Annotated in this window: 18 protein-coding genes; 8 read left to right on the plus strand and 10 right to left on the minus strand. The window is 65.0% G+C overall.

Annotated elements, in window-relative coordinates:
* Window positions 1-245 precede the first annotated feature (245 nt).
* Window positions 246-1280 carry an NADP-dependent oxidoreductase gene (locus tag AC0L58_RS09750; protein WP_473682863.1) on the plus strand — a complete coding sequence of 345 codons (1035 nt, stop codon included), beginning with the start codon at window positions 246-248 and terminating at the stop codon, window positions 1278-1280.
* 57 nt (window positions 1281-1337) lie between these two features.
* Window positions 1338-2015 carry a type 1 glutamine amidotransferase domain-containing protein gene (locus tag AC0L58_RS09755; protein ID WP_473682865.1) on the plus strand — a complete coding sequence of 226 codons (678 nt, stop codon included), beginning with the start codon at window positions 1338-1340 and terminating at the stop codon, window positions 2013-2015.
* A gap of 45 nt (window positions 2016-2060) precedes the next feature.
* Here AC0L58_RS09755 and AC0L58_RS09760 read toward each other — a convergent pair whose 3' ends face one another.
* Together AC0L58_RS09760 and AC0L58_RS09765 are read right to left on the minus strand one after the other, a co-directional pair.
* Window positions 2061-2450 (minus strand): VOC family protein, encoded by a 390-nt coding sequence (locus AC0L58_RS09760; RefSeq protein WP_473682867.1) that lies wholly within the window; start codon window positions 2448-2450, stop codon window positions 2061-2063.
* Between the two features lie 290 nt (window positions 2451-2740).
* Window positions 2741-3136, minus strand: coding sequence for an MmcQ/YjbR family DNA-binding protein (locus AC0L58_RS09765; protein WP_473682869.1), 396 nt, complete (start codon window positions 3134-3136; stop codon window positions 2741-2743).
* Between the two features lie 195 nt (window positions 3137-3331).
* On the opposite strand from AC0L58_RS09765, the gene AC0L58_RS09770 reads away from it, so the two are divergent.
* The 3 genes from AC0L58_RS09770 to AC0L58_RS09780 all read left to right on the plus strand — a co-directional run bounded on the left by AC0L58_RS09770 (window position 3332) and on the right by AC0L58_RS09780 (window position 10572).
* Window positions 3332-3934 carry a GNAT family N-acetyltransferase gene (locus AC0L58_RS09770; protein ID WP_473682871.1) on the plus strand — a complete coding sequence of 201 codons (603 nt, stop codon included), beginning with the start codon at window positions 3332-3334 and terminating at the stop codon, window positions 3932-3934.
* An 868-nt stretch (window positions 3935-4802) separates the two neighbouring features.
* Window positions 4803-8273: a transcription-repair coupling factor gene (mfd, locus tag AC0L58_RS09775; protein ID WP_473688680.1), complete on the plus strand. Its 3471-nt coding sequence runs from the start codon at window positions 4803-4805 to the stop codon at window positions 8271-8273.
* Between the two features lie 532 nt (window positions 8274-8805).
* Window positions 8806-10572 (plus strand): GGDEF domain-containing protein, encoded by a 1767-nt coding sequence (locus tag AC0L58_RS09780; RefSeq protein ID WP_473682873.1) that lies wholly within the window; start codon window positions 8806-8808, stop codon window positions 10570-10572.
* A gap of 30 nt (window positions 10573-10602) precedes the next feature.
* Here AC0L58_RS09780 and AC0L58_RS09785 read toward each other — a convergent pair whose 3' ends face one another.
* Genes AC0L58_RS09785 through AC0L58_RS09800 form a run of 4 tightly spaced genes read right to left on the minus strand, consistent with a single transcriptional unit; the run spans window position 10603 to window position 15182 of the window.
* Entirely contained in the window at window positions 10603-12870 is a 2268-nt protein-coding gene (locus AC0L58_RS09785) for a thiamine pyrophosphate-dependent enzyme (RefSeq protein ID WP_473682875.1), read from the minus strand.
* A gap of 44 nt (window positions 12871-12914) precedes the next feature.
* Window positions 12915-13421 carry a nucleotidyltransferase family protein gene (locus AC0L58_RS09790; protein ID WP_473682877.1) on the minus strand — a complete coding sequence of 169 codons (507 nt, stop codon included), beginning with the start codon at window positions 13419-13421 and terminating at the stop codon, window positions 12915-12917.
* Window positions 13418-13954, minus strand: coding sequence for a GNAT family N-acetyltransferase (locus AC0L58_RS09795; RefSeq protein ID WP_473682879.1), 537 nt, complete (start codon window positions 13952-13954; stop codon window positions 13418-13420). Before AC0L58_RS09795 ends, AC0L58_RS09790 begins: the two co-directional genes overlap by 4 nt.
* Before the next feature lie 58 nt (window positions 13955-14012).
* Window positions 14013-15182 carry an acyl-CoA dehydrogenase family protein gene (locus AC0L58_RS09800; protein WP_473682881.1) on the minus strand — a complete coding sequence of 390 codons (1170 nt, stop codon included), beginning with the start codon at window positions 15180-15182 and terminating at the stop codon, window positions 14013-14015.
* 117 nt (window positions 15183-15299) lie between these two features.
* On the opposite strand from AC0L58_RS09800, the gene AC0L58_RS09805 reads away from it, so the two are divergent.
* Window positions 15300-16178, plus strand: a complete 879-nt coding sequence (locus tag AC0L58_RS09805) for a DMT family transporter (RefSeq protein ID WP_473682883.1) — start codon at window positions 15300-15302, stop codon at window positions 16176-16178.
* Between the two features lie 64 nt (window positions 16179-16242).
* Complete coding sequence (locus AC0L58_RS09810; RefSeq protein ID WP_473682886.1) at window positions 16243-17337, plus strand: diguanylate cyclase; 1095 nt, start codon at window positions 16243-16245, stop codon at window positions 17335-17337.
* An 84-nt stretch (window positions 17338-17421) separates the two neighbouring features.
* Here the strand turns inward: AC0L58_RS09810 and AC0L58_RS09815 are convergent, their stop codons facing one another.
* The 4 genes from AC0L58_RS09815 to AC0L58_RS09830 form a co-directional block, all read right to left on the minus strand.
* Entirely contained in the window at window positions 17422-17811 is a 390-nt protein-coding gene (locus AC0L58_RS09815) for a LiaF transmembrane domain-containing protein (protein ID WP_473682888.1), read from the minus strand.
* An 89-nt stretch (window positions 17812-17900) separates the two neighbouring features.
* Window positions 17901-18830: a 5'-nucleotidase gene (locus AC0L58_RS09820; RefSeq protein WP_473682890.1), complete on the minus strand. Its 930-nt coding sequence runs from the start codon at window positions 18828-18830 to the stop codon at window positions 17901-17903.
* A 226-nt stretch (window positions 18831-19056) separates the two neighbouring features.
* On the minus strand, window positions 19057-19818 hold the full coding sequence (locus AC0L58_RS09825) for an NAD kinase (protein WP_473682892.1): 762 nt from the start codon (window positions 19816-19818) through the stop codon (window positions 19057-19059).
* Between the two features lie 127 nt (window positions 19819-19945).
* Window positions 19946-24871, minus strand: a complete 4926-nt coding sequence (locus tag AC0L58_RS09830) for an NAD-glutamate dehydrogenase (protein WP_473682894.1) — start codon at window positions 24869-24871, stop codon at window positions 19946-19948.
* 489 nt (window positions 24872-25360) lie between these two features.
* On the opposite strand from AC0L58_RS09830, the gene AC0L58_RS09835 reads away from it, so the two are divergent.
* Complete coding sequence (locus AC0L58_RS09835) at window positions 25361-26551, plus strand: efflux RND transporter periplasmic adaptor subunit (RefSeq protein ID WP_473682896.1); 1191 nt, start codon at window positions 25361-25363, stop codon at window positions 26549-26551.

Below are 26551 nucleotides of genomic sequence, written 5' to 3' on the forward strand. Positions count from 1 at the left end.
CGCAGGCGCACGAAAGCTCTTGCTTTGCACTAGGGGCTCACGCAGATCACAGCCCGGAACCGGAGCGGAGTAAGCAAAATCCCCAGCAGCCGCGATTGCCCAACGCAAACCAGTCTCACGCACACGCCATCACCGTACACGGCAAACACCGCCCCCACACAATATCGGAACCCCGCGCAACCTTCACCTTGCGCCACCACGCATTGGCCTACGCTGCCCCGTCATCTCCCCATGAGGCACCCTCGATGTCATCGAAAGCAACCACCCAGCGCGCCATCGTGCTGAACTCCCGCCCAGTCGGCGCACCCACACCCGACAACTTCCGCCTGCGCGAACACCCGCTGCCAACTCCGGCCGATGGCGAGTTGCTGCTGCGCACGCTCTATCTTTCGCTCGACCCCTACATGCGCGGCCGCATGAGCGACGCCAAGTCGTATGCCGCGCCCATGGCCGTCGGAGACGTGATGGTCGGCGGCACGGTGTCGCGGGTGCAGGTTTCGAAGCACCCGGGTTTCAAGGAAGGCGACCTGGTGCTCGGCTTCAGCGGCTGGCAGGACCACGCGCTGTCCGATGGCAGCGGCTTGAGCAAGCTGGACCCGAAGATGGAAACGCCGTCACTGGCGCTGGGCGTGTTGGGCATGCCCGGCTTCACCGCGTACATGGGGCTGCTCGACATCGGCCAGCCCAAGGCCGGTGAAACCGTGGTGGTGGCAGCGGCCAGTGGTGCCGTGGGCTCGGTGGTTGGCCAGCTTGCCAAGCTCAAGGGCTGTCGCAGCGTGGGCGTTGCCGGCGGGCCGGAAAAATGCCGCTACGTGGTCGAGGAGCTGGGCTTTGATGCCTGCATCGATCACCACGGCGCGGACTTCGCCGCGGAACTGGCTGCGGCCTGTCCTGATGGCATCGATGTGTATTTCGAGAGCGTCGGCGGGGCGGTGTTCGATGCCGTGTTGCCGCTGCTCAACACCTCGGCGCGCATACCGGTGTGCGGGCTCATCGCCAACTACAACGCCACCGAGCTTCCCGCCGGGCCCGATCGGCTGGGCCTGCTGATGGGAAACATCCTGGCAAAGCGCCTCCACATGCAGGGCTTCATCATCTTCGATGACTACGGCGATCGTTATGGCGAATTCATGCAGCAGATGAGTCCATGGGTGCAAGCGGGCAAGATCAAGTTCCGCGAAGACATCGTCGACGGCCTCGAGCGGGCGCCGCAAGCTTTTATCGGCATGCTCACCGGCGGCAACTTCGGCAAGTTGGTGGTGCGCGTCGCCAACGAATGACCCTTCGCCGATCCACTGCACGAACGGCTTCCGATCCCTATCCAAAAGAAGGTATCCATGAAAATTCTGATGATTCTGACCTCGCACGATCAGCTGGGTGACACCGGCCGGAAAACCGGCTTCTGGCTGGAAGAATTCGCCGCGCCCTACTACGCGTTCAAGGACGCCGGCGCGCAAGTCATACTCGCCTCGCCGCGCGGCGGGCAGCCGCCGCTTGATCCCAAGAGCGACGACCCCTCGGCACAGACTGACGCCACGCGCCGCTTCAAGGGCGACCAGTCGGCAAAGGCCGCGCTGGCCGGTACGCACAAGTTGCAGGAGGTCGCCGCAGGCGAATTCGACGCGGTGTTCTATCCGGGCGGACATGGTCCGCTGTGGGACCTGGCCGAAGACGCCGACTCGATCGCCTTGATCGAAGCCATGCTGGCAGCAGGCAAGCCGGTCGTCGCCGTGTGTCACGCACCGGGTGTGCTGCGCCACGTGAAGTCGTCGGACGGCCATTTCGTGGTCCAGGGCAAGTCGGTCACCGGCTTCACCAACACCGAGGAAGACGCCGTCGGCCTGACCGAGGTGGTGCCGTTCCTGGTCGAAGACATGCTGAAGCAGAACGGCGGCCGCTACAGCAAGGCTGGCGACTTCCAACCCCACGTGGTCACCGATGGTCTGCTGATCACGGGCCAGAACCCGGCGTCGTCCGAACCGGCGGCGCAGGCGCTGCTGAAGATGCTGGGCTGATCGAGCGTTGCCAGCGACGCCGTGCACGCGGTCGCTGGCCATTCCCTATCGGGCCAGCTGCAGCAAGTCCCACCCGTTGCCGTACAGATCCTCGAACACCGCCACCGTGCCGTAGGCCTCGTGGCGTGGCTCCTCGCGGAAGTGGACGCCTTCGGCGCGCATGCGTTGCCAGTCGCGCTGGAAGTCGTCGGTGTTGAGCAGCAGGAACACACGGCCGCCGGTCTGGTTGCCGATGCGCGAGGCTTGCTCGTCATCATTCGCCTTCGCCAGCAGCCGCGTTTCGCTGGAGCCGCGCGGTGCCAGCAATACCCAACGCTTGTTGTTGCCCATGTCCGTGTCTTCGACCAACTCGAAACCCAGCGCGCGGGTGTACCAGGCAATCGCCTCGTCGTAATCGGCGACCAGCAGCGCCAGCGCGCCAAGATGCTGTTTCATCGCGTTGCCGTTAGGGATGCTCTGATCTATTCAACGCAGGCGTCACCGGCTGTGTCTGCTCGCAGCTGCGTGGCGCGCCGACGAAGGCAGGCTGACCGCCTGCCCAGACGGTGCGTCGCACAGATGTGGGCAGACACAACCGGCCCAACGGATGGAAATCGATGACAAGGGGTGATGTCCAGAAGGCCCGGATGCGGCAGCGCGCGGCTTGCCAAGGCAGCCAGCCTTGGCTGCGTCACGCACTCCCACCTGCGAACCTTCTGGACATCATGCCGCCTGTGCTGAACAGATCAGGGCATCCTTAGTGCGGGTAGTCGACCGAGCGCAGCTTGCGTCTTCTTCGACAGCTTCGCGCGCACCGCGGCGTAGGCGTCCAGCAGCAACGCTTGCAGTTCCGCCGTGGTGAAGCGCGAAGGCTCGGTGACCGCGATCCAGCGCGCCCGCGCCAGATAGGGCGCCGGGATGACGCCGGGCTGGTCGGTGAGTTCGAGGAAACGCTCGTCCGCCACCTTGAACGCCAGGCGTCCGTCTTCGCGACCGTCGGCGTGCGTCATCACGAACATCTTGCCGCCGACGCTGAATACCAGGGTGTCGCCCCATTTGATGTCACGCGTGACGCCGGGCCAGTCGCTGCAAAGCGCCTGCAACTGGGCGACGGTGATGCCCCTGCCCCGCTTGTTCGTCATGTCTCGCCTCATCGAAATCCGCAAACATTGTGCAGGCTGTCAACGCCACTGTCTGCCCCGCCCGCGGCGTGCGGTGCCGCAGCAGGATGGACGCTTCGTGACATCGGTTTCGCCCGAATGGCCTTTGATTGCAGCGAAGTAGCCATTGCAAAATGATGCTGCAGTGCACACAATACGCAAAAGTATGGAGCATCCATGATTCCCGCCGTCGACTTTTCCGTCCCCACCCGTTACGCCTCCTTGCCACCGCGCGCCAGCAAGCGCTTTGCGCCACGCACGGCATCTGCGCCAACCGGCGAGCGGGTGCGCACCCAGGATGACCGCGACCTGCTGCTGCGTCCGATCGAGCCAGGCGATGTGGCGGCGATGCAGCGCTGTTTCACGCGGCTGTCGCCGGAAGAAGTTCGCCGTCGTTTCCTGCACGCCATGTCGGAACTGCCACTGCCGATGGCGCAGCAGCTGTGCCAGATCGATCCGGCGCGCGAGAACGCCTACGTATTGATGGACGAATCCGCGCGGCCGACCGAAATGCGCGGCGTCGGGCGCATCTACGTGGACGAGGCGACCGACACGGCCGAGTTCTCGGTCCTGGTGGAGCATGACTGGAGCCGCATCGGCCTGGGTGCACTGCTGATGCAGCGTCTGGTCGACGACTGCCGCCAGCGCGGCGTGTATGAAGTGTGGGGTTACGTGCTGCACGAGAACCGTCCGATGCTGCAACTGTGTCGCGAGCTGGGTTTCAGCCAGCGCATGTTTCCGGATGAACCAGGCACCGCGCTGATCACGCTGAAGCTGTAGGGCGGGCTCCGCCCGCCATCGTCACGCCGCGGAACACCCGGCGGGCAGAGCCCGCCCTACGCTGACCCGGCACGCAGTCAGGAAACTCGTACGCGTGCGGATGATGCCCAAGTGTGTCGCGCGCAGGGTTTCGCCCCGCGCATGATTCCGGATGCACCAGGCACCGCACCCATGCCGTAGGGCGGGCTCTGCCCGCCATCGCCACGCCGTGGAACGACCGGCGGGCAGGGCCCGCCCTACGCGGACCCGGCACGCAGTCAGGAAACTCGTACGCGTGCGGATGATGCGCAAGTGTGTCGCGCGCTGGGTTTCGCCCAACGCATGATTCCGGATGCACCAGACACCACGCCAATACCGTAGGGCGGGCCCGGCCCGCCATCGACACGCCGCAGAGCAGCCGGCGGGCAGGGCCCGCCCTGCGCGGACCCGGCACGCAGTCAGGAAACTCGTACGCGTGCGGATGATGCGCAAGTGTGTCGCGCGCTGGGTTTCGCCCAGTGCATGATTCCGGATGCACCAGGCACCACGCCAATACCGTAGGGCGGGCTCTGCCCGCCATCGCCACGCCGCAGAACAGCCGGCGGGCAGAGCCCGCCCTACGCGGACCCGGCACGCAGTCAGGAAACTCGTACGCGTGCGGATGATGCGCAAGTGTGTCGCGCGCTGGGTTTCGCCCAACGCATGATTCCGGATGCACCAGGCACCGCACCCATGCCGTAGGGCGGGCTCTGCCCGCCGTCGTCACGCCGCAGAACGACCGGCGGGCAGAGCCCGCCCTACGCTGCAAGCCTCCGGCAGGAAGCATCGCGTTACACTTGTCCGCTTTCCCCGGCGCGGCTCGATGGCGGCGCCCTGCATGCGCGACCCTATGCCCAGCCTGATCAAACACCCGCCACTTCCGAACACACCCCGGCAACGCCGCTACTGGATCCCGCCACACGGTTCGGCCCGTGCGCTGTTGCTGGCCGAGGCGGCGCGCACCCACGAGGGTCTGGTGGTCGTGGTGGCGCGCGATACCCAGCGCGCCCAGGCGCTTGAATCGGAACTGGCGATCTTTGCCGACGGCCTGCCGGTGCTGCAGTTCCCGGACTGGGAGACGCTGCCGTACGACGCGTTCAGCCCACACCCGGAAATCGTCTCGCAGCGCATCGCCACGCTGTACCAGTTGCCGAACGTAAGCCGCGGCGTGCTGGTGGTGCCGGTGGCCACGCTGATGCAGCGGATCGCGCCACGATCCCACATCACCGGCTCGGGCCTGGTGCTGTCGAAAGGCCAGAAGCTCGATCTGGCCAGCGAGCAGCGCCGACTGGAAGCCTCCGGCTACCGCCACGTGCCGCAGGTGGCGGAACCGGGCGATTTTGCCGTACGCGGTGCCCTGCTCGACATTTTCCCGATGGGCACGGCTGACCCGTACCGCATCGAGTTGTTCGACGATGAAGTCGAGTCGATCCGCAGCTTCGACCCGGAAACCCAGCGCTCGCAGCAACAGGTCGATCATGTCGATTTGCTGCCCGCGCGCGAGTTCCCGCTCACCGACGAAGCCGCGAAGAACTTCCGTGGCAACCTGCGCGAACGCTTTCCCATCGACGTGCGCCGCTGCCCGCTCTATCAGGACATGAAGGAAGGCGTGACGCCGGGTGGCATCGAGTACTACCTGCCGCTGTTTTTCGAACAGACTGCCACGCTGTTCGACTATCTCGCCGACGATGCGCTGTTCGTCCTGGGTGAAGGTGCCGGGGAGGCGGCCGACCAGTTCTGGGCGCAAACCGCCGAGCGCTACGACCAGCGCGCGCACGACATTGAACGGCCCGTGCTGCCGCCGGCCGAGCTGTACTTGCCGCCAGAAAAGTTGCGCGAACAATTCAACAAGCGCCTGCGCGTGGAGTTTGTCGACGCGGCGCATGAGCATGCCGTCGACAGTGCCACCCAACCGGCGCCCGAACTGCCACTCAACCGCAAGGGCGAGGAAGCGGGCGCGGCGCTCAAGCACTTCCTGTCCAGCTACCCCGGTCGCGTGCTGATCGCGGCGGATTCGGCAGGCCGGCGCGAAGCCTTGATCGAAACCCTGGCGAGCGCCGGACTGGCGCCGCGCAACGTCGATGGCTGGACCGAGTTCCTGCGCACCGAAGGCGGCGGCGACGAAGCCAGGTTCTCGATCACCATCGCAAGCCTGGAACAGGGTTTCGCGCTGACCAAGCCCGCGCTGGTCGTGCTCACCGAACGCGAGTTGTACGGCGAGCGCGTACGCAGCGAGCGCGACCGCAAGCGTCGGCGCGGCACCGCGCGTGATCCCGAAAGCATCATCCGCGACCTCACCGAGCTCACGCCCGGGGCGCCGATCGTGCATGTGGATCATGGCGTGGGACGCTACCAGGGGCTGGTTTCGATGGACGTGGGTGGCATGGATGGCGAGTTCCTCACCATCGAATATGCCAAGGGCGACAAGCTGTATGTGCCGGTGTCGCAGTTGGGCCTGGTCAGCCGTTACTCGGGCACGGCGCCGGAACTGGCGCCGCTGCACTCGCTGGGTGGCGATGCTTGGGAACGCGCACGCAAAAAAGCCGCCGAGAAAGTGCGCGACGTGGCGGCCGAACTGCTGGCGATTTACGCACAACGCCAGGCGCGCGGCGGCGAGCCGCTGCCGATCGATCGCCAGCTGACGGAAGAATTCGGCAGCACCTTTCCCTTCGAGGAAACACCGGATCAGGAGAGCGCGATCGAAGCGGTGCTGGACGACCTTGCCGCGCCACGTTCGATGGACCGCGTAGTCTGCGGCGACGTCGGCTTCGGCAAGACCGAGGTGGCGCTGCGTGCCGCCTTCGCTGCCGCCACCGCCGGCAAACAGGTGGCGGTACTGGTGCCGACCACCCTGCTCGCACAGCAGCACTACAGCAACTTCGCCGACCGCTTTGCGGACTGGCCGGTGCGGGTGGACGTGTTGTCGCGCTTCAAATCGACCAGGGAAGTGAGCGACGCGCTGAAGCGTCTCGCGGACGGCCAGATCGACGTGATCGTGGGCACGCACAAGCTGCTGCAGCCGGACATCAAGTTCAAGAATCTGGGCCTGGTCATCGTCGACGAGGAGCAGCGCTTTGGCGTGCGCCAGAAAGAGAAACTGAAGAAGCTGCGGGCGGAAGTCGACCTGCTGACCCTCACCGCCACGCCGATCCCGCGCACGCTGAACATGGCCATGGCTGGCCTGCGCGACCTGTCGCTGATCGCCACGCCGCCCGCCCATCGTTCCGCGGTGCGCACCTTCATCTCGGCATGGGACCCGGCCACCATCCGCGAGGCACTGCAGCGCGAGCTGTCGCGCGGCGGACAGGTGTATTTCCTGCACAACGAGGTGCAGAGCATCGAGCGCACCGTGCGCGAACTCGAAGAGCTGGTGCCCGAAGCGCGCATCCGCGTCGCCCATGGCCAGATGCCCGAACGCGAGCTGGAAGGCGTGATGGCAGACTTCCATCGCCAGCGCTTCAACGTGCTGGTGTGCACCACCATCATCGAGACCGGCATCGACATCCCGACCGCCAACACCATCATCATCGATCGTGCCGACCGCTTCGGCCTTGCGCAGTTGCATCAGTTGCGCGGGCGCGTGGGTCGTTCGCACCATCGAGCCTATGCCTATCTCGTGGTGCCGGATCGCAAGGCGATCACCGCGGATGCGCAGAAGCGGCTGGAGGCACTGGCATCACTGGAAGAACTCGGTGCCGGCTTCACCCTGGCCACGCACGATCTCGAGATTCGCGGCGCCGGCGAACTGCTTGGCGATGAACAGTCCGGCCAGATCCAGGAGATCGGCTTCGGCCTGTACACCGAACTGCTGGATCGTGCGGTACGCGCGCTGAAGTCCGGCAAGGTCCCGGACTTCGACCTCAGCAGCGAGCACGAAACCGAAGTCGAGCTGCACTTGCCCGCGCTGATCCCGGACGACTACCTCGGTGACGTGCACGCGCGCCTGACCTTGTACAAGCGCATCGCCAGCGCGCGCAGCGAAGACGAGCTGCGTGACCTGCAGGTGGAGATGATCGACCGCTTCGGCTTGCTGCCCCAACCGGCCAAGCAATTGTTCGCCGTGGCCAGCCTGAAATTGATGGCCACTCCGCTCGGCATCCGCAAACTGGATTTCGGCGCCAATGGCGGCCGCATCACTTTCCGCGAAAAGCCGGAGGTCGACCCGCTGGCGATCATCAAGCTGATCCAGAGCCTGCCGCGCGTATACAAGCTCGATGGCCAGGACAAGCTCAAGGTCATCCTCGACCTGCCCGGCGCCAGCGAACGGATCCGCAGCGCGCAGGAAGTGCTGGTGTTGCTGGGGGCGCGGCGGCCGGCATGAGGGGCGATGTCCGCGACGGGCACCCGGGATTGATCGATCCCTGATCCCAGAGACGCTTGCCCACGCGCAAAAGCTCTGCCATTCCGTCCTGCGAACGCACGAATCCGGTGTTTTTCGGCTGCGCGCGGCCGACAGGGCTTCTGGCTCCTCACGTCCGGGTCCATGACGAGCTCAAGCCGGGGCCATTCCGGCTGCTGATCCCCCCAGGTGACCGCATGCGTCCAATTTGTGCCATTCCGGGCGCATTGGGATCCGGACCGATCCTCACCCCAAACTGACAATCGATTTCGGACCATGCAGATGGCACACAAGTTCGATCAGGGTGATGGCACGAACCGTGCTTGACATTTTCGTGACAAATCATGCAGCGTTGTGAGTTGGCGTTTTGCGTGATTGCGCGGTGCGTCCCGCGCATGGGCGGGGCGTGCATGGCGGAACGCCGCAGACGCAAACGGAAATGCGTGCAGGCATGGCGTGCGCCAATGGAACACCACACCTGCCGTGGGTGCCCGAGCAAGTCAGGGAACGCGAAGTGAAGAAGCGGATCACGACCACATTGCCACCCACCCATCGCCGTCGACGGCGCGGGTGCGGTTATGTGTTCGGTCTGCTGCTGCTGTGGTTCGGCGTTGCCCATGCTTCCGGCATGCAGCTCAATGGAGGCTGGCACGAGGTCAGCCCGGGCGACACGCCGCACCAGGTACTGGACGCCTACCGGACCGGACGACTCAAGACCTTCGACCCGTCGCTGCTGAAGCAGTTTCCACACAGCGCTCTCGGCACCTGGGTGGTGATTGCAGCACAGCCACCGTGGGACAACGAAGAGCGCGTGCTGACCATCTTTCCGGCTCCGATGGGCACGGTCACGGTGGTGGATGGCGACCAGACCCATGTGCTGTCAATGGACGATTTCAGCGCGGTTGCCCACGGGCACGGCCGGCTCGCCTGGCACATACCCTCAACCAGGCCCGCATCGTCGCTCATTCTGCTGCGGCTGGAACCAGCGGAAACGCTGAGCGCACCGATGCGGTTCCGCATCCTGCCCTGGGCTGAATTCCTGCAGCGCGATGCGCAATGGCTGGTGTTCGCCAGTGCCTGCTTCGCGGTGATGCTGGCCATGGTGTTGATGGCGCTGTGTTTCTCGTTGATGCTGCGCGACGTCACCTATGCGTGGTACGCCGGCTACATCGTCTGCTACGCGCTGATCCAGGGCATCCAGACCGGTTTCGTGTTCCATCCGCTGGAATGGCAATGGTTGGCCGGCGAGAGCTGGATGGTCGGCAGTGCTGCCGTGGCGCTCTCGGTGGCGTTCGCCTCACTGTTCATGATGCGCTTCTGCGACCTGCAGCGTCACGCCAGCTTGCTGCGGGTACCGGTGATGGCCGTGGCCGTGGGCATGATCCAGCTGGTGCTGATGCGTTGCAGCGGCATCCCGCTGCTGATCTCCCTGGCGCAAGTGCTGCTCAATCCGCTGTTGATGATCGGCGCATTGCTGTTGCTGGTGGCAGCCATCGTCGCGGCCGTGCGTGGTTCGCGTCAGGCCTGGTTCTTCCTTGCCGGCTGGACCCCGTTGCTGCTGCTGACCGCCGCGACCAGTGCGCAGGTCAACGGGGCCCTGCCGCAGCTCGACTGGCTCAACGACGCCAGCCTCGCCGGCGGCGCCTTCGAGGCGCTGCTGCTGTCACTGGGCCTGGCCGATCGCGCACTGCGGCTGCGCCAGGACCGTGACGTGGTCCAGGTGCTGGCCGATCACGATCCTCTGACGCACGCGTTGAATCGCCGCGCATGGGGCGAGCGCGCCAACGCAGTACTGGCGGCCGACCAGTCACGTCCGGTCGCGGTACTGTTCCTCGATCTGGATCATTTCAAGTTGCTCAACGACCACCATGGCCACAACACCGGCGACCGCGCCCTGGTCGCGGTGGCCAAGACGCTGGCTGCTGAACTTCGTCCGGGGGATCTGCTGGGGCGCCATGGCGGCGAGGAGTTCGTCGCCATGCTGGACGGCCTCGCCGCCGAGGAGGCCACGCAGGTGGCGACGCGGCTATGCCGCCGCGTCCACCGGCTGGAGATTCCGATCGGCGACGCGAAGCAGATGCTGAGCATCAGCATCGGCGTGGCGCTGCGCCAGCACGGCGACAGCCTGGAGGCCCTGATCGAACGCGCGGACCAGGCCATGTACCGGGCCAAGTTGCATGGCCGCAATCGCGTGTGCCTGGACGATGCCGGCGCGAGGGCGCCACACGCATCGACGCGCCAGCGCCTGCACGTGGTGGAGAAGCGGCGGGACGACCACTGAGTCGATCCCGCATCCGGGCCTGCGGGTCGATCAGGCCAGGCTTCGTGCGGCGTCCACGACATCGGTCTCGCCCGGCAGCACCAGCAGAGCCGCACCCGCTAGCGGCGTGAACGTATCGGCGCCGACCACCCGCCGTAGCGGCGTGGCACCATGGCCTGCCTCGACGATCGCGGTGATCACGCCCTCGCCCACGCCGGCGCTCTTGCGTCCCTCGTCCAGCACCAGGATGCGTTTGGCGGTCCGGGCCTGCGCCGCAATGAAGCCATCGTTGAGCGGCGCCAGCCAGCGCAGATCCACCACGCGCACCTGCCAGCCAAGCTCCTGCTCGATCGTGCGCGCCGCGCGCAGCGCCATCGGTACGCCGTTGCCGAAGGTGAACACGACCAGGTCATTTGCCGCTTCATCGTAGACGCGACCTTCCCCCAGCGTCATCGCCTGATCCGGAGCGGGATAGTCGAATTGCCACTGACCGTCGCCGGATTCGTACAGGTCCTTGGTCATGTACAGCGCGATAGGTTCGAGGAAGGCGCAGACGCGCCCATCGACCTTCGCCAGCGCCATCATCGTGCGCAGCATCATCGCCGCGTCGTCGCCCCGGCTCGAACAACCCACCACCAATCCGGGGATGTCTCGCAACGCGGTGATCGAGTTGTCGTTGTGGAAGTGGCCGCCGAAACCCTTCTGGTAGCCCAGCGAGGCGACGCGCATCACCATCGGGTTGCGGTACTGGTCGTTGGAGAAGAATTGCAGCGACGCCGCCTCGCCGCGAATCTGGTCGCACGCGTTGTGGAAATAGGCGAGGTACTGGATCTCGGGCATTGGCAACATGCCCATGTTCGCGTAACCCTGGGCCAGGCCGAGAATCATGGTTTCGTCCAGCAGCGTGTTGAACACGCGGCTGCCCTTGAACGCCTTGTTCAAACCCTTGGTGACGGTATACACGCCGCCCTTCTGGGCCACGTCCTCGCCAAACAGAAGCGCTTGCGGATACTTGGCCATGAGGTCGTGCAGGGCCTGGCCGATCTGGATGGCCAGATGCCGCGGCGGCAGCTTTTCCGGCAGTTTGGCTTCGCCGCCGAAGACGGCCAGACGCTTTTCCTGATAATCAACACGTCGGGCTTCGGCCTGCACCGCGGCCGGCGTGTACGGCGCGAGCGGCGCCACCACGTCTTCCAGCGAGGTCAGCCGATGGCGTGAATCGGCATCCTCCGCGGCGGCGAAGCAGCGCTTGCGGGTCGCCTCGTAGAGATTCAGCACGTCGTCCTTCGAATACAGGCCCGACTCCAGCGCGATCGCCGCCGAACGCAACAGCGGGTCGGTGGCTTCGACCGCGAACAGCTCCTCGATGCTGCGCCACTCGATCTCGAAGTCGGTGCCGGCATGGCCCATCACGCGCGTGGTCTTGAGATGCAGGAAGGTCGGTCGGCGCGTACGGCGGCAGTGTTCCACCGCGCGCTGGACCTGGGCGTAGCCTTCGGCCAGATCGAGGCCATCGGCAAAGAAGTAATCGAGATTGGCGCGATGCTGGTAATTGTTCGCCACCCAGCCCGAGGGTGTCTTCACCGAGATGCCGATGCCGTTGTCCTCGCACACGAACAGCACCGGTGCGGGCAGCTTCTGGTACGCCGTCCACGCCGCGGTGTTGAACGCGGTCTGCGCGCTGGCATGGTTGCTGGAGGCGTCGCCGAACGAGCAGATGGCGATGCTGTCCTCGGGGATCGGGAGCTGGTGACCGATGCGTCGCGCCTGCTCGATCGCCACCGCCGTGCCGAGCGCCTTGGGCAGATGCGAGGCGATCGTCGAGGTCTGCGGCAAGACCCACAACGGCTTGCTGCCCCACACCTTGTGACGGCCGCCGGACGCCGGGTCGTCCTTGCTGGCGGCAAACGACAACGCCGAATCCATCACCGGATCCATGCCGGGAATCTTGCGGAAGCGCTCGGCCATGAAGCCGCCGGAGCGGTAATGCAGGAAGGCCGGATCGGTATGCCGCGCCAGTCGCGCCACCATGGCGTTGCCCTCGTGGCCGGACGAGCCGATGGTGTAGAACACCTTGTTCTGCACGCGCAGCACGCGCGCCATCAGGTCAAGGTGGCGCGAGATCAGCTGCGACTCGAACAGTTCGCGAAAGGACTTCGCATCCAATGCGCTGCCCGGCAATACCGGCTCCTTGTCGCCCGGCGCCGCACCCGCCTCGCCGTGCCACAACTGCACGAACTCGGTGAAGTTCTGGTCGACGATCTCGGCACGGTTGAAACCCTTGTGGCGAGCGCTGATGGCAAATGGAATGGCAGTCATGGCGGAATTCACGTGGATGTGGACAAGCGGCCGCAACGCGGCCATCAATGGGACGAGACAACCGGCAGGCCGAGGGGCGACGGCGCCAGTGCCCGCAGTGTGGCGGCGCGGGCAAGATCCTTTTCGCGCCCGAAACTTTCAAGCAGTCGGATCTGGTCGTCGATGGATGGCACCGGCACGGCCAGACCATTCACGCCGACCAACACCAGGCGTTGGTAGTGCACCGGCTGCCAGCCACCGTCGGCATGCAGCTCAAGCGCACCCATCACTTCGACGGGCGCGCCGGGAAAACTGAAACGGGCGAAATGCGAGCGGAACAGATGACTGTCGGCCGGCGTGAAGGTGGCTTCGCGTCGCTCCGCCCACACCCCCATCAAGGTGTCGGCATCGGCGCGTGAGGTCAGCACATCAATGTCCGCCGCGCCAGTCTCGGCGCCCAGCAACAACGCGGCGGTGCTGCCGATCAGGCACCACGGATCGACACAATGCACATGCAGATCCGGCACGATCCCGGCCAGCGTGGTGTACAGCGCGGGCGACAGATGACTCATGCGCGACGGCGCTTCCACGCATCGCGACTCTGACCCCACAGATCCGCCACTTCGCCCGGGAAGGGCATCTCGACCCGCTTCAGGATCGTCGAACCCAGCCGGCGCGCGACCGCCTGCGAAGCGTGATTGTCGGGATCGATGCAATGGACCACCTCGGTCCAACCCAGATGGTCAAACGCCCAGTCGATCGCCGCCGCCGAACCTTCACTGGCGTATCCATTGCCCCACGCATCGCGCAACAAGCCCCAGCCGACCTCGGTACCGGGCCAGCCTTCGGGACGCCACGGACCCAGTCGACCGATCCAGCGACCGCTGCTTTTCTCGATCACCGAAAACATCCCGAAACCCTGGATGGCCCATGCACCGGCCATGCAAAGAAACCCGCGCCATGCGGTGGTGCGCGGTTGCGGGCCACCTATGTAGCGCGAACTTTCTTCATCGCCCATCAGCGTGGCCCAGCCCTCGAAGTCCTCCGCCCGGGTCGGGCGCAGGATCAGGCGGTCGGTTTCGACGCGGATATCCGGAACGTGCACGGTGTGTTCCTGAGGTACTACCCGCAACACAGGCTGCGGCGGGCATGCAGATGGGGAGTCAGAACGCGTTGATGCCGGTCAATTCACGCCCCACCACCAGCTCGTGCACTGTCTCGGTGCCTTCGTAGGTGATGACCGATTCCAGGTTCAGCGCATGGCGGATCGCGCTGTGCTCGGTGGTGATGCCGGCGCCGCCGAGGATGTCGCGGCACTGACGCGCGATGTCGATCGCCATGCGGCAGTTGTTCCACTTGGCCAGCGACACCTGGGTCGGCTGCATCTTGCCGGCATCCTTCAGACGGCCCAGCTGCAGTGACAGCAACTGCGCGGTGGTGATGCGACGGGCCATGTCGGCCATCTTCAATTGCACGGCCTGGTTCGAAGCCAGCGGGCGACCGAACAGGATGCGCTCGGCGGTGTAGTCGAGCACTTCCTTCAGACACGCCTGCGCCGCGCCGATCGGGCCCCAGGTGATGCCGTAGCGTGCCTGGGTCAGGCAGCCCAGCGGGCCTTTCAGGCCCTTCACGTTGGGTAGCCGCGCGCTGTCCGGCACGCGCACGTTGTCGAAGAACAGCGCGCTGGTGACCGAGGCGCGCAGGCTCATCTTCTTGTGGATTTCCTGCGCCTTGAAGCCGGCCGTGTCGGTCGGCACCACGAAGCCCTGGATGCCGTCGTCCGTCTGCGCCCACACGATCGCGATGTGCGCCAGGTTGCCGTTGGTGATCCACATCTTGGCGCCATTGATGACCCAGTCGCCGCCATCCTTCTTCGCGTTGGTCTTCATGTTGGCCGGGTCGGAGCCGCCATGCGGTTCGGTCAGGCCGAAGCAGCCGATCACCTCGCCGGCCGACATGCGCGGCAGGTACTGCTTTTTCTGCTCCTCGCTGCCGTAGGCGAAGATCGGGTACATGCACAGCGAACTCTGCACCGAGGCGAAGCTGCGCAGGCCCGAATCGCCGCGTTCCAGCTCCTGGCAGATCAGGCCGTAGCTGACCCCGTTCATGCCGGCGCCACCGTATTCCTCGGGGATCGTGGCGCCAAGCAGGCCCAGTGCCGCGATCTCCGGGATCAGCTCCTTCGGGAAGCGGGCCTGGTCGAAACAGTCGCCGATGATCGGCAGCACGCGTTCGTCGACGAAGCGACCGACGCTGTCCTGCACCATGCGCTCTTCGTCGCTGAGCAGCGAACGGATGTCGTACAGGTCGAGTGGATTCAGACGGACGGCCATGGAGTCTCCGGAAAGCAGCGCGATAAAACCGGTATTGTAGCGCGTGAACGCGGCGCAGGCCGACGCCAGCATCAAGCGCCGATCCACGTTCCTACTTGCCACTCCTGCCGGAATTCCATGCTCAAAGGCGTACTGCTCGGCTTCATGGCGTTTGCCGCCTACGCGTTCAGCGACGCCTTCGTGAAGTCGCTGCGCGGCTCGCTGCCTGCCTACGAAGCCGTGTTCATTGGCGCCACGCTGGGCCTGACCGCGTTGCCGTTCATCAAGAGCCGCGGTGACCGTTGGCGCGATGCACTGGTGGCGCAGCGTCAGGGTCTGTATCTGGTGCGCGCGGGCGCCAGCGCGGTCGGCAGCATCGCTGCCGTGATTGCGTTCACCGCCCTGCCGATGGCCGAGGCATTTGCGCTGATCTTCCTGTTGCCGATCTTTGTCACCATCCTGTCGGTGCTGGTGCTGAAGGAGCCGGTGGGCTGGCGTCGCTGGGCGGCCGTGGTGGCGGGATTCATCGGGGTGCTGGTGGTGCTGCGACCGGGTTTTCGAGTGCTCGGCCTCGGTCACCTTGCCGCCATCATTTGCGGTCTTTCCGGCGCCATTTCGATGATCGCCCTGCGCCTGGCCGGACCAAACGAGAAACGGGTCAGCCTGTTCGGTGCCGGCATCTTCGGCTCCATGCTGGTATCGGGAATCTTGATGCTGGCCAACTTCCATTGGCCCGAGCCCGGCCAGTGGGCGCTGCTGCTCGGCTACGGCCTGCTCTCGGCCCTGGGTTCGGTGCTGCTGATGCTGGCCACCCGGCTGGCACCGGCCAACCACGTGGCACCGACCCAATACAGTCAAATGCTGTGGGCTGTACTGCTGGGTTATGCCGTTTTCCATGACCCGCTGGATTGGCCCATGGCCATTGGCATCGCCATCATTCTTGGCGCCGGCCTGTTCACCTTCGTCCGCGAGGAAAAAGTCACTGCGTGGTGGAAGCGCCTGCGCTTCATCGGATGACGCGCGGGGTCGTGGCCGAGGCGGCTTCCGCTATGCTTCATTCATTCCTGCGAAAACGGGCGACATGAACACCGTCACCTCCGAAACCAAGCCGCCTGCCGACGTACCCGAGCGGGTGACCCAGCGCGACCTGCTGCCGAAGCGCGTCTATCGTTTCCGCGTGCTCGGCATGGGTCTGGCCGCGCTGCCGATTGGTGTCGTCTTGCATGAACACCAGGCGCCGATCGGCAGTTGGCTGTGGGGAATCTTTACCTGCCTGCTGTGGCCCCAGCTCGCCTACTGGAGGGCGCGTCGCAGCCGCAATCGTTTCAATGCCGAGTTGCACAACCTGATGTTCGACTCGGCCATCGCCGGTTCGTGGGCGGCCTTGCTGCACTTCACCGTGCTGCCGGCGGTACTGCTGGTCACCGTGGTCACCGCCGACAAGATCAACACCGGCGTGCGCGGGCTGTGGCGACGCTCATTGCCGGGCCTGCTGCTGGGGATGCTGGTGGCAGGATTGCTGACCGGCTTCGCCTTCGAACCCGAAACCAGCATGCCTGCACTGCTGGCCTGCCTCCCCATCATGTTGATCCATACGCTCAGCGTGAGCCTGGCCAGTTCCCGGCTGGTCCACCGGGTGCAGCAGCAGAATCGTCAGCTCGACGAACTCAGTCGCGTGGACATGCTGACCGGTCTCGACAACCGCAGGGCCTGGCAGCGCAACGCCGACGTCTTGCTGCAGCAGCACCGCACCAGGGGCCAGGCCGCCACCTTGATGATGATCGACGTGGACCGCTTCAAGGACATCAACGACCGGCACGGCCACATTCTTGGCGATGACGTGCTGTGCGGCATTGCCGCCATCCTGCAGCGCCACAACCGAGGCGACGCCCACATTGGCCGCTTCGGCGGCGATGAATTCGCCATTGCGCTACCCGTCGCGCTTGCCGAAGCAATGGCCATTGCCGAGCGCCTCAGGTGTGCCGTGGAAGAGCTGACACTGCCCCAGGCGCCTGAACTGTGCTGCTCGATCAGCCTTGGTCTGGCCGAGGCCGGCGGCGCCGACATCAACCTGCGCCAGTGGATGGAAGCAGCGGATCACGCGCTGTACCGGGCCAAGCAGTCCGGTCGCAACGCGACCGCCCATGCCGACCGACCAATCGCAGTCAACGCCTGATGGCGTGCGGTCCCGAATGAGTCGGTCAGTGACCGGCCCTGAAACCTGTCGATGCGTCCGCTCACACGGTACGCACCAGCGGCCTCATTCGATCTCGCCTCTACCACGACGGCGACGGGAATCACGTACCAGCATGCACAGGCCACCATAGATCACGAACACCGGCCACCATTGCTGCCATGACAACTGCAACAGGAACATCAGTGCCACCATGACCACAGCCGCCGCGGTGAACAGCGAATGCAGCACCTCGCCACCGATCACGCCGGTTTCCCGGTAACGCTCCACCGCATCGAACAACGGCCACGCGGCGCCAATCAGGATGAACCACGCCCACCAGTTTGCATGGTTGAACAGCGGCACCTCGATGCCGAGGTTGCCCAGCAGGAAAAACACGCCAAGGGCGATCACCAGCAAGGCTGGCATCACCTGGTAGCGACGGCGAACAACAGGCCTGGTTTCGTCAGCTGACATGTTCATGACTCCCTTGAGATACCTTCAGCATAGGCTGCGGTGTACGGGGGAGCCAGTGACAAGCGTCATTCACCTGAGCTGCAATCTGCTCACCGGTTGCTCACCCCGTGCGGCACATGACCGGTAGCCACATGCTTGCGTGCGGACTCGACGTTGGCGGGGGAATCGTCGAAGAAAATGTCGGCGCCGAAGGCATCCAGGAACGGCCCCTTGTCGCGCCCACCGAGGAACAGGGCCTCGTCGATGCGTACGCCCCACTTGCGCAACGTGAGGATCACGCGCTTGTGCGCGGGTGCGGAACGGGCGGTGACCAGGGCGGTGCGAATCGGTGAATCCTCGGCGGGGAATGCGGTTTGCAGCCGGTGCAAGGCGGTGAGGAAACCCCGGAACGGACCCACCGACAGCGGCTCGGCGGCATGTTCGGTTTCGCTGCGATGAAAGGCGTCCAGGCCTTCCTCGCGCGAAACGCGCTCCCCTTCGTCGCCAAAAAGCACCGCATCGCCGTCGAAGGCGATGCGCAACTGTTCGCTGGCACGAGGTGGCGCCGTGCTGGGCAGGATGGTCGCCGCCGCCACGCCGGCCGCCAGTGCGCGACCCACATCCTCGGCATTGGCAGACAGGAAAAGATCGGCCATGAACGGCGCGATGTAATCGGACGTCGGCGCGCCACTGGTAAAGGCGGCGCGGCTGATTTGCAGGCCGTAATGCTGGATCGCATTGAAGATGCGCAGACCCGTATCGCCGGAATTGCGTGACAACAGGATGACCTCGACCGGTGGCACATCCCCCGCCAGCCGGTTCAGGCCCAGCAGCTTTTGCACCAGCGGGAAGGCCACGCCGGGCTTCAGGATTTCGTCTTCGTGTTCGATCTGGAACGCGCGGTAGGCATCCAGCCCGTCGCGCTCGAACAAGGCGTGGCTGTCACCGAGGTCGAACAAGGCGCGCGAGGAAATGGCGACGACCAGACGGTTGTCGGTGGTGGAGGTGGCGTCGTGGGCGTCGCTGGACGGCGTGGTCATGATGGATGGCGTCGTGGGAAGGATTCAATGTAGCAAAGGCCTTGCGTTTGTGGCTTTGGTCGGAGGCGTGCCCCCATCCGGCCTGTCGGCCACCTTCCCCTGCTTGCGGGGGAAGGGCATGCGCGAACGCTCACGTCTGTCGGCACAGAGGCCAGTGCGAAAGACCCCCTCGCGTGCCTTCCCCGCGCGCGGCGGAAGGTGGCCGAAGGCCGGATGGGGGCGCGTGCTACTCCGCTGCAAACTGCTCATCAAGAATGCGCTGTTCCAGATTGTGCTCCGGATCGAACAGCAACCTTACTCCCTGATCGCCGGATTGGCGGATCGCCACGGTGCGCACGTCGCGCACCTCGTGGAAATCGGCGGTGGCGCTGACCGGTCGCTTGTCGGGATCGAGCACCCGCAGGATCACCTCGGTGCGGTGCGGCAGTATGGCTCCGCGCCAGCGGCGCGGACGGAACGGGCTGATCGGGGTGAGCGCAAGCACGTTCGCGTCCAGCGGCAGAATCGGGCCGTGTGCGGACAGGTTGTAGGCTGTCGAGCCGGCAGGTGTCGACACCAGCACGCCATCGCAAACCAGGGTCGCCAACTTCACGTCATCGTTGAGCTGCACCTCCAGATGCGCCGCCTGGTTGCTCTGGCGCAACAGCGAGACCTCGTTGAAGGCGAGCCGGGCATGTTCCACGCCGGCTGCATCGGTGACATGCATCTGCAAGGGAAACAGCGAGGCCGTGTGGGCCCGGGCGATCCGCTCGGTCAGGCCTTCCAGGCGATGCTTGTTCATCAGAAACCCGACCCGGCCCAGCTTCATGCCGTACACCGGCAACTCCAGCGCGCGGTACCCGTGCAAGGTGCGCAGCATGAAGCCGTCGCCGCCGAGTGCCACGATCAACTCGGCCTGCTCGACCGGCACGTCGCCATAGCGTTCGACCAGCTTGCGCCGTGCCTGCTGGGCAACGGGAGTGTCGCTGGCAACAAAAGCAAAGCGCATGGGAACTCCGGCTTGGCGGAAAGTGAGCCAAGAGTACGACAGAGCGTCTTGGCTCACTATTTTTGGGGCGTTTGTGGGGTCACACGCTACGAGGAACCCTCACACAAGACCTCCCCCAAGGAATCCCTCAAACCGGCACCTGCGCCAACTGCGCCAACCGGCGAACCGCGACCGAGGCGATCGGGTAGTCCGCATTCTGGGTGAGGATTTCCGCCAGCATGCTGCGGGTGTGCTGCAGAGTGGCGTCGTCGCGCTGCAGCCATGCCTGCACCGGCGAGAGACCCGCCGGCGCATCCGCCATGGCAAGCACCTGCAGCGCCAGCGCGCGGTGCTGGTGGTTGAGCTCATCCAGCAACGAGCCGCGTGCCTGCGCATGCCAATGACCGTCGACCGGCAGGGCCTCGATCTGTCCGCGCAACCATTCCAGGTCCAGTGCCTCGCCCAGCTCGAAGAACACGCGCGCGACCTTGTCCATGGACTGGCCGCTTTGCTGCGATACCTCGACCATGTCCAGCGCGGCACGCAGGTCCGGCATGCGGGCCAGCCGCAGGCCCAACTCGGCAGGCATGCCCAAGCCCTCCCATTTCTCCTGGGTGCAGGAGAAGTCGCCCTTGCCGGTCGGCGTGAGAACCTCAGGCAGCACATTTCGCAGCGCGGAGACGCCCTCCTGGTAACGTGCGACGTTCTCGGCAATGTCGAGCGAACCGGCCGGACGATTGAGCAACCAGCGGGTCATGTGTCGCAGCAGTGACCAGATCTGCTTCACGGCATCGATCTGGGTGTCTTCGGCGACCTTGCTGTCCATCGCCTCGATCATCGACCAGAGCTGGCGTGCATCGAGGATCTCGCGTGCCGCCGTGTAGGCCTTGGCGATCGCCGCCGGCCCCTTTCCGGTGTCTTCCTGCATGCGCATCATGAAGGTGGCGCCCATGCGGTTGATCGTCGAGTTGGTCACCGCCGTGGCGATGATTTCGCGTTTCAGGCGGTGCCGCTGCATGTGCTCTGCATATTTTTCATGCAGCGGCACCGGGAAGTAGCGCACCAGTTCCTTCGACAGGTAGGGATCTTCCGGCACGTCCGAATCCAGCAGTTGCTGGTACAGGCGCATCTTGTCGTAGGACAACAGCACCGCCAGCTCCGGCCGGGTCAGGCCGATGCCACGCGATTTGCGCTCGGACAGTTCGGCATCGGACGGCAGGTTTTCCACCTGACGATCCAGCGAACCTTCGGCCTCAAGCGTGCGGATGAAGTGCGCCATCGAGCCGATGCGACCGACCGACTGATGCTCCATCAGCGTGATCGCCTGATTCTGGCGATAGTTGTCCCACAGCACCAGTTCGGCGACCTCGTCGGTCATCGACGCCAGTTGCGCGTTGCGGGCCTCGTCTGTCAGCTCGCCGCGCTGTACCGCATCGTTTAGCAGGATCTTGATGTTCACCTCGTGATCGGAGGTATCCACGCCGGCGGAGTTGTCGATGAAGTCGGTATTCAGCAGCACACCCTTCTGGGCCGCCTCGATGCGACCCTTCTGGGTCATGCCGAGGTTGCCGCCTTCGCCGACGATCTTGCAACGAAGCTCGCCGCCATCGACGCGCAGCGCGTTGTTGGCGCGATCGCCCACGTCGGCATGCGTCTCGGCGGAGGATTTCACGTAGGTGCCGATGCCGCCGTTCCACAGCAGGTCCACCGGTGCCTTCAGGATTGCGCTCAGCAACTCGTTCGGCGCCAGGTGCTCGACGTCGGCCTTCAGGCCCAAAACCTCCCGTACCTCGGGCGAGATCGGAATCGACTTGGCGCTGCGCGGATAGACACCGCCACCGGCCGAAATCAACGACTTGTCGTAATCATCCCAGCTCGATCGCGGGAGCTTGAACAGCCGTTCGCGCTCGGCAAACGTGCTTGCCGCATCGGGATTCGGATCGAGGAACACATGGCGATGGTCGAACGCTGCCACCAGGCGGGTGTGCTTTGAAAGCAACATGCCGTTGCCGAACACGTCGCCGGACATGTCGCCGATGCCGACGCAGGTGAAGTCCTGGCTCTGGCAGTCGCGATTGAGCGCACGGAAATGCCGCTTCACCGATTCCCAACCACCACGAGCCGTGATGCCCATGCCCTTGTGGTCGTAACCGTGCGAACCACCGGAGGCAAATGCATCGCCGAGCCAGTAGTTGTGCTCGATCGAAATGGCGTTGGCGATGTCGGAGAATTTCGCCGTGCCCTTGTCGGCGGCCACCACCAGGTAGGGGTCGTCGGCGTCGTGACGCACCACGTCGGCGGGATGCACCACCTTGCCGTCGACCAGGTTGTCGGTGATGTCCAGCATGCCGTTGATGAACATCTTGTAGCAGGCGATACCTTCGGCCTGCACCGCATCGCGATCGCCATCGGTCGGCGACTTCTTGACGAAGAAGCCGCCCTTGGAGCCGACCGGCACGATCACCGTGTTCTTCACCATCTGTGCCTTCACCAGGCCCAGCACCTCGGTGCGGAAATCCTCGCGCCGGTCGGACCAGCGCAATCCGCCGCGTGCCACCGCACCGAAGCGCAGATGGATGCCTTCCACGCGCGGCGCACACACCCAGATCTCGCGATACGGGATCGGCTTTGGCAGCTCCGCCACCTGGTGCGAATCGATCTTGTAGCTGATGTACGAGCGATACGCGCCATCCCAACGCTGGAAGAAGCTGGTGCGCAAGGTGGCACGGATCAGGCCGACGAAACTGCGCAGGATGCGATCTTCGTCGAGGCTGGCGACGTTCTCCAGCAGGATGTTGATGACCGCCTCGACCACGCCGATCTGTTCCGCGCGCGGGCGCGACAGCGCGGCGCCGAGGTCGTCGATCAGGGCGGGCCACGCCGCCAGCACGTTTGCCGGAATCAGGGTTTGCATCTCGACCGCGAGGGTGGCGCCGGCGTCCTTGAGTTCATCCGCCGACCAGGCCTCGCGGTGCGGATCGAACCTGGCCAGGAACAACTCCACCAGCAGGCCGGCAATCGCGGGATAGCGGCACAGGGTCTCTTCCATGTACGCCTGCGAGAACGTGACCCCGGTCTGCAGCAGGTACTTCGAATAGCCGCGCAGCATCGCGATCTGGCGCCAGCTCAACTTGGCGCCGAGCACGAGCCGGTTGAAGCCGTCGTTTTCGGCGTTGCCGCGCCAGATCTGCTCGAAGGCATCCTCGAACAGGGCACCGACCTGCTCGACGCTGAAGGCCAGCTTGCCCACCGGCTGCACGTCGAAATCCTGGATCCACAGTGCGGCGTCGCCGGCTACCTCGTAGACATGTTCGGTGAGCACGCGCAGGCCGAGGTTTTCCAGCTGCGGCAATACCTCGGACAGGGCAATGTCACCGCCGGAACGGTAGACCTTGAAGCGCAACGTTTCCGGATTCTGCGGCGGGTGATAGAAGGACATGCGCAACGCGTTGTCGCCCGCCAGTTGGGACAACTGATGGATGTCTTCGGCGGCCACGCCCGGACTCACGTCCTCGACGTAGCCGGCCGGCAGCGACTTGGCGTAGCGGTTGGCCAGCACCACGCCCTCGTGGTCGCCGCGCAGGTGCACCAGGGCATCGCGCACCTCGTCGTGCCAGTTGCGCACGATGGCGGCGACGCCCTGCTCCAGCTCGGCCAGATCGTAGGCCGGCTGATCGCCGATCTTCGGACGCATCACGATGGTCAGCCGGGCCAGCGCCGACTCACCCATCTCCACCGAGGAGTCGCTCTGCACCGCATGCAACGCCATGCCAAGCAGGCTCTCGATGCGCTCGCGCACCGACGTGTTGAAGCGGTCGCGCGGCACGAACACCATGCAGGTGAAGAAGCGGCCGTAGCGATCGCGGCGCACGAACAGTCGCGTGCGCGCGCGCTGGCGCAGCTCGAGTATGCCCATCGAGGTGTTGAACAATTCATCCTCGGTGCCTTGCAACAGTTCCTCGCGCGGCAGGGTCTCCAGGATGTGGCGCAACGACTTGCCGGAATAGGAGTCGCGCTTGAGGCCGGAGCGCGCCATCACCGCCTCCACCTTGTGCCGGACCAGCGGCACGTCCTGCGGACGGGTCATGTAGGAGCTGGAGGTGAACAGGCCCAGGAACCGCTGCTCGGCAACCGCCCTGCCATCGGCGCCGAAGCGCAACACGCCGATGTAATCCATGTAGCCCGGGCGATGCACGTGCGAGCGCGCATTGGTCTTGGTCAGGATGATCGCGTCGGTGGCGCCGGATTGCGGCAACTCGCTGGCCGCCAGCGAACGCAACGAGCGTGGCGCGAGCGAGCGATCGGTCTTGCGCAAGATACCCAGACCCGACGCCTCCAGCGAGCGCAGCACGCGATCGCCATCGGCATCGACCACTTCGTATTCGCGATAGCCCAGGAAGGTGAAGTTGTCGTCCGCCAGCCAGCGCATGAAATCGGACGCCTCCTGCACCGAAGCCTCATCCAGCGGCATCGATCGTTTCGGCAGGTCTTCGGCAATCGCCAGTGCGCTGTCGCGCATGGCGCTCCAGTCGCTGACCGCCGCACGCGCATCCTCGAGCGCCTCTTCGACGCGGGCCTTCAACTGCTCCTGTTCCGCCGCATCGGCGGTACGATCGATCTCGAAATGCATCACGGATTCGGCACGGCCTGCCGCATCGCCCATGCTCTGCAGGATGCCGTCGGCGTCACGCGAAACCGCGACCACCGGGTGGATCACCGCGTGGATCTGCAGGCTGGTCGAGACAATCATGCTCACCGTGTCGATCAGGAACGGCATGTCATCGGTAACGATCTGCAGCAGGCTGCGCCCGGCATGAAGATCGGCGGGATTCAGCACGCGCACCAGGGCGCGCCCGGCCGGGCGCTTCTGCATGAACTCCAGCAGCCCACCCACCAGTGCCGCCCATTGCATGGGCGTGTGCAGGTGGATGTCAGCGCCACCAACGCGGGCAAAGAATGCGGTGCAAAACACCTCCGCCTGAGCGAGCCGCTGGGGCGACAAACCGCCCTTCTTCAGCTCGGCAAGCACAATGGAAGGAAGGGAATGGTCGTTTGCCGCAAGGGTCGCATTCATGGCATCTGCTGGTCAGTGGAGACGAAAGATTGAATGAGGTAACAAAGCCTCGGAAGGATACGCCGCGGCATCACTTGAATCCAGTTGTGGCGCGGAGTTCACCATGCCCTCGCGCATGGTTGAGCACACTTCTGCGACACGGTCCATTGGCACCATGCCAGGAATGGATGAAGTCGATGCGAACTCGAACGTGATCATCCTGGAACCTGGCCCTGCCGATGGCCGGAGCCCGACGCGGCAGTTGGCGGCAAGCCATCGATAAAATGTATACTGCCCAGTCCAGTATGATCGACAAGCCATGCTGCCACAGCGTTTTGCATACAAACGGCATGCGTCCGACGACGTGTGCGGCCCGCTCCATGACCAACTTCCGACACGCGACACCCCGGACGCCATGCAGTATTCCTGTTCAGTTGTGGCTTCGCGCCCGGTATTTCCGAATTCCCCGACAAGAAACACGCTTCAAGCAAGTTCCGGAGTCCCCACCCCATGAAGTCCTCGTTATTGCGCGCATCCTTGCTGTGCCTGAGCCTGTTTGCCCTGGCCGCCTGCGGCAAGGGCAAACAAGACGGTCCGCCGAAGGCACCGCCGCCAGAAGTCGGCGTGATCACGGTGCAGCCGCAGAGTTCTCCGCTGACGCGGGATCTGGTCGGGCGCCTGTCCGCTTTCCGCAGCGCGGACGTGCGCGCGCGAGTGCCGGGCGTCGTGCTCAAGCGAGATTACGAGGAGGGCTCTGACGTCAAACAGGGCCAGCTTCTCTTCCAGATTGATCCGGCACCGCTGAAGGCTGCGCTGAATGCCGCGAAAGCATCGCTGGCCCAGGCCGAGGCCACCCATACCAACAACAAGGTCACCGCGCAGCGCGTGCGCGAGCTGGCGCCGAAAGGCTATGTGTCGAAGGCTGACCTGGACAACGCCCTGGCGGCCGAACGCAGCAGTGCCGCCGCGGTGCAAGCCGCCCGCGCCAACGTGGAAACGGCGCGCATCAACCTCGGCTACGCCAACGTCACCGCACCGATTGCAGGCCGTGCCGGTCAGCAACAGGTCACCGAGGGCGCCCTGGTCGGCAATGGCAGCGCAACCCTGCTCACCACCATCGAACAGATCGATCCGCTCTACGTCAACTTCACCTTGAGTGTGGACGCGCTGGAGCAGATGCGTCAGGCCCAGCAGAGCGGCAAAGTCACGCTCGCCGGCCAGGACAAGGCCAGCGTACGCATTGCCATGTCCGATGGCAGTGCCTATGCCGAACCCGGGGTGGTGGATTTCTCTGCAGCCACCGTCAACCCCGCCACCGGCTCGGTCGACCTGCGAGCCACCGTGCCCAACCCGCAGCACAAATTGTTGCCGGGCATGTATGTGACCCTGCAGGCCAACCTGGGCCAGCAGCACGAGGTATTCCTCATCCCGCAGCAGGCCGTGCAGCGCGATACGGACGGAGCCTACGTGATGACGGTAGGTGCCGACGGCAAGGCCGTGCGCAAGGACGTCACCACCGCTGACCAGAAAGGTGGCGACTGGGTGGTGACCAGCGGACTCAAGGCGGGCGACAAGGTGGTGGTCTCCGGCATCCAGAACGTGAAGGATGGCGAACCCGCCAAGGCCAGCCCGTGGCATCGTCAGCCCGCCGCAGGGTCATCTTCGGCAAAGGCGAAGCCCCACGCGCCGAACGGCAAGTAA

The organism is Rhodanobacter sp. G2-10 (genome assembly GCF_055809185.1).

Bases quoted from the DNA above. Each gene is read 5' to 3' on its own strand.
- AC0L58_RS09750 (WP_473682863.1), top strand. From the start codon at position 246: ATGTCATCGAAAGCAACCACCCAGCGCGCCATCGTGCTGAACTCCCGC.
- AC0L58_RS09755 (WP_473682865.1), top strand. From the start codon at position 1,338: ATGAAAATTCTGATGATTCTGACCTCGCACGATCAGCTGGGTGACACC.
- AC0L58_RS09760 (WP_473682867.1), bottom strand. From the start codon at position 2,450: ATGAAACAGCATCTTGGCGCGCTGGCGCTGCTGGTCGCCGATTACGAC.
- AC0L58_RS09765 (WP_473682869.1), bottom strand. From the start codon at position 3,136: ATGACGAACAAGCGGGGCAGGGGCATCACCGTCGCCCAGTTGCAGGCG.
- AC0L58_RS09770 (WP_473682871.1), top strand. From the start codon at position 3,332: ATGATTCCCGCCGTCGACTTTTCCGTCCCCACCCGTTACGCCTCCTTG.
- mfd (WP_473688680.1), top strand. From the start codon at position 4,803: ATGCCCAGCCTGATCAAACACCCGCCACTTCCGAACACACCCCGGCAA.
- AC0L58_RS09785 (WP_473682875.1), bottom strand. From the start codon at position 12,870: ATGACTGCCATTCCATTTGCCATCAGCGCTCGCCACAAGGGTTTCAAC.
- AC0L58_RS09790 (WP_473682877.1), bottom strand. From the start codon at position 13,421: ATGAGTCATCTGTCGCCCGCGCTGTACACCACGCTGGCCGGGATCGTG.
- AC0L58_RS09800 (WP_473682881.1), bottom strand. From the start codon at position 15,182: ATGGCCGTCCGTCTGAATCCACTCGACCTGTACGACATCCGTTCGCTG.
- AC0L58_RS09805 (WP_473682883.1), top strand. From the start codon at position 15,300: ATGCTCAAAGGCGTACTGCTCGGCTTCATGGCGTTTGCCGCCTACGCG.
- AC0L58_RS09810 (WP_473682886.1), top strand. From the start codon at position 16,243: ATGAACACCGTCACCTCCGAAACCAAGCCGCCTGCCGACGTACCCGAG.
- AC0L58_RS09815 (WP_473682888.1), bottom strand. From the start codon at position 17,811: ATGTCAGCTGACGAAACCAGGCCTGTTGTTCGCCGTCGCTACCAGGTG.
- AC0L58_RS09820 (WP_473682890.1), bottom strand. From the start codon at position 18,830: ATGACCACGCCGTCCAGCGACGCCCACGACGCCACCTCCACCACCGAC.
- AC0L58_RS09825 (WP_473682892.1), bottom strand. From the start codon at position 19,818: ATGCGCTTTGCTTTTGTTGCCAGCGACACTCCCGTTGCCCAGCAGGCA.
- AC0L58_RS09830 (WP_473682894.1), bottom strand. From the start codon at position 24,871: ATGAATGCGACCCTTGCGGCAAACGACCATTCCCTTCCTTCCATTGTG.
- AC0L58_RS09835 (WP_473682896.1), top strand. From the start codon at position 25,361: ATGAAGTCCTCGTTATTGCGCGCATCCTTGCTGTGCCTGAGCCTGTTT.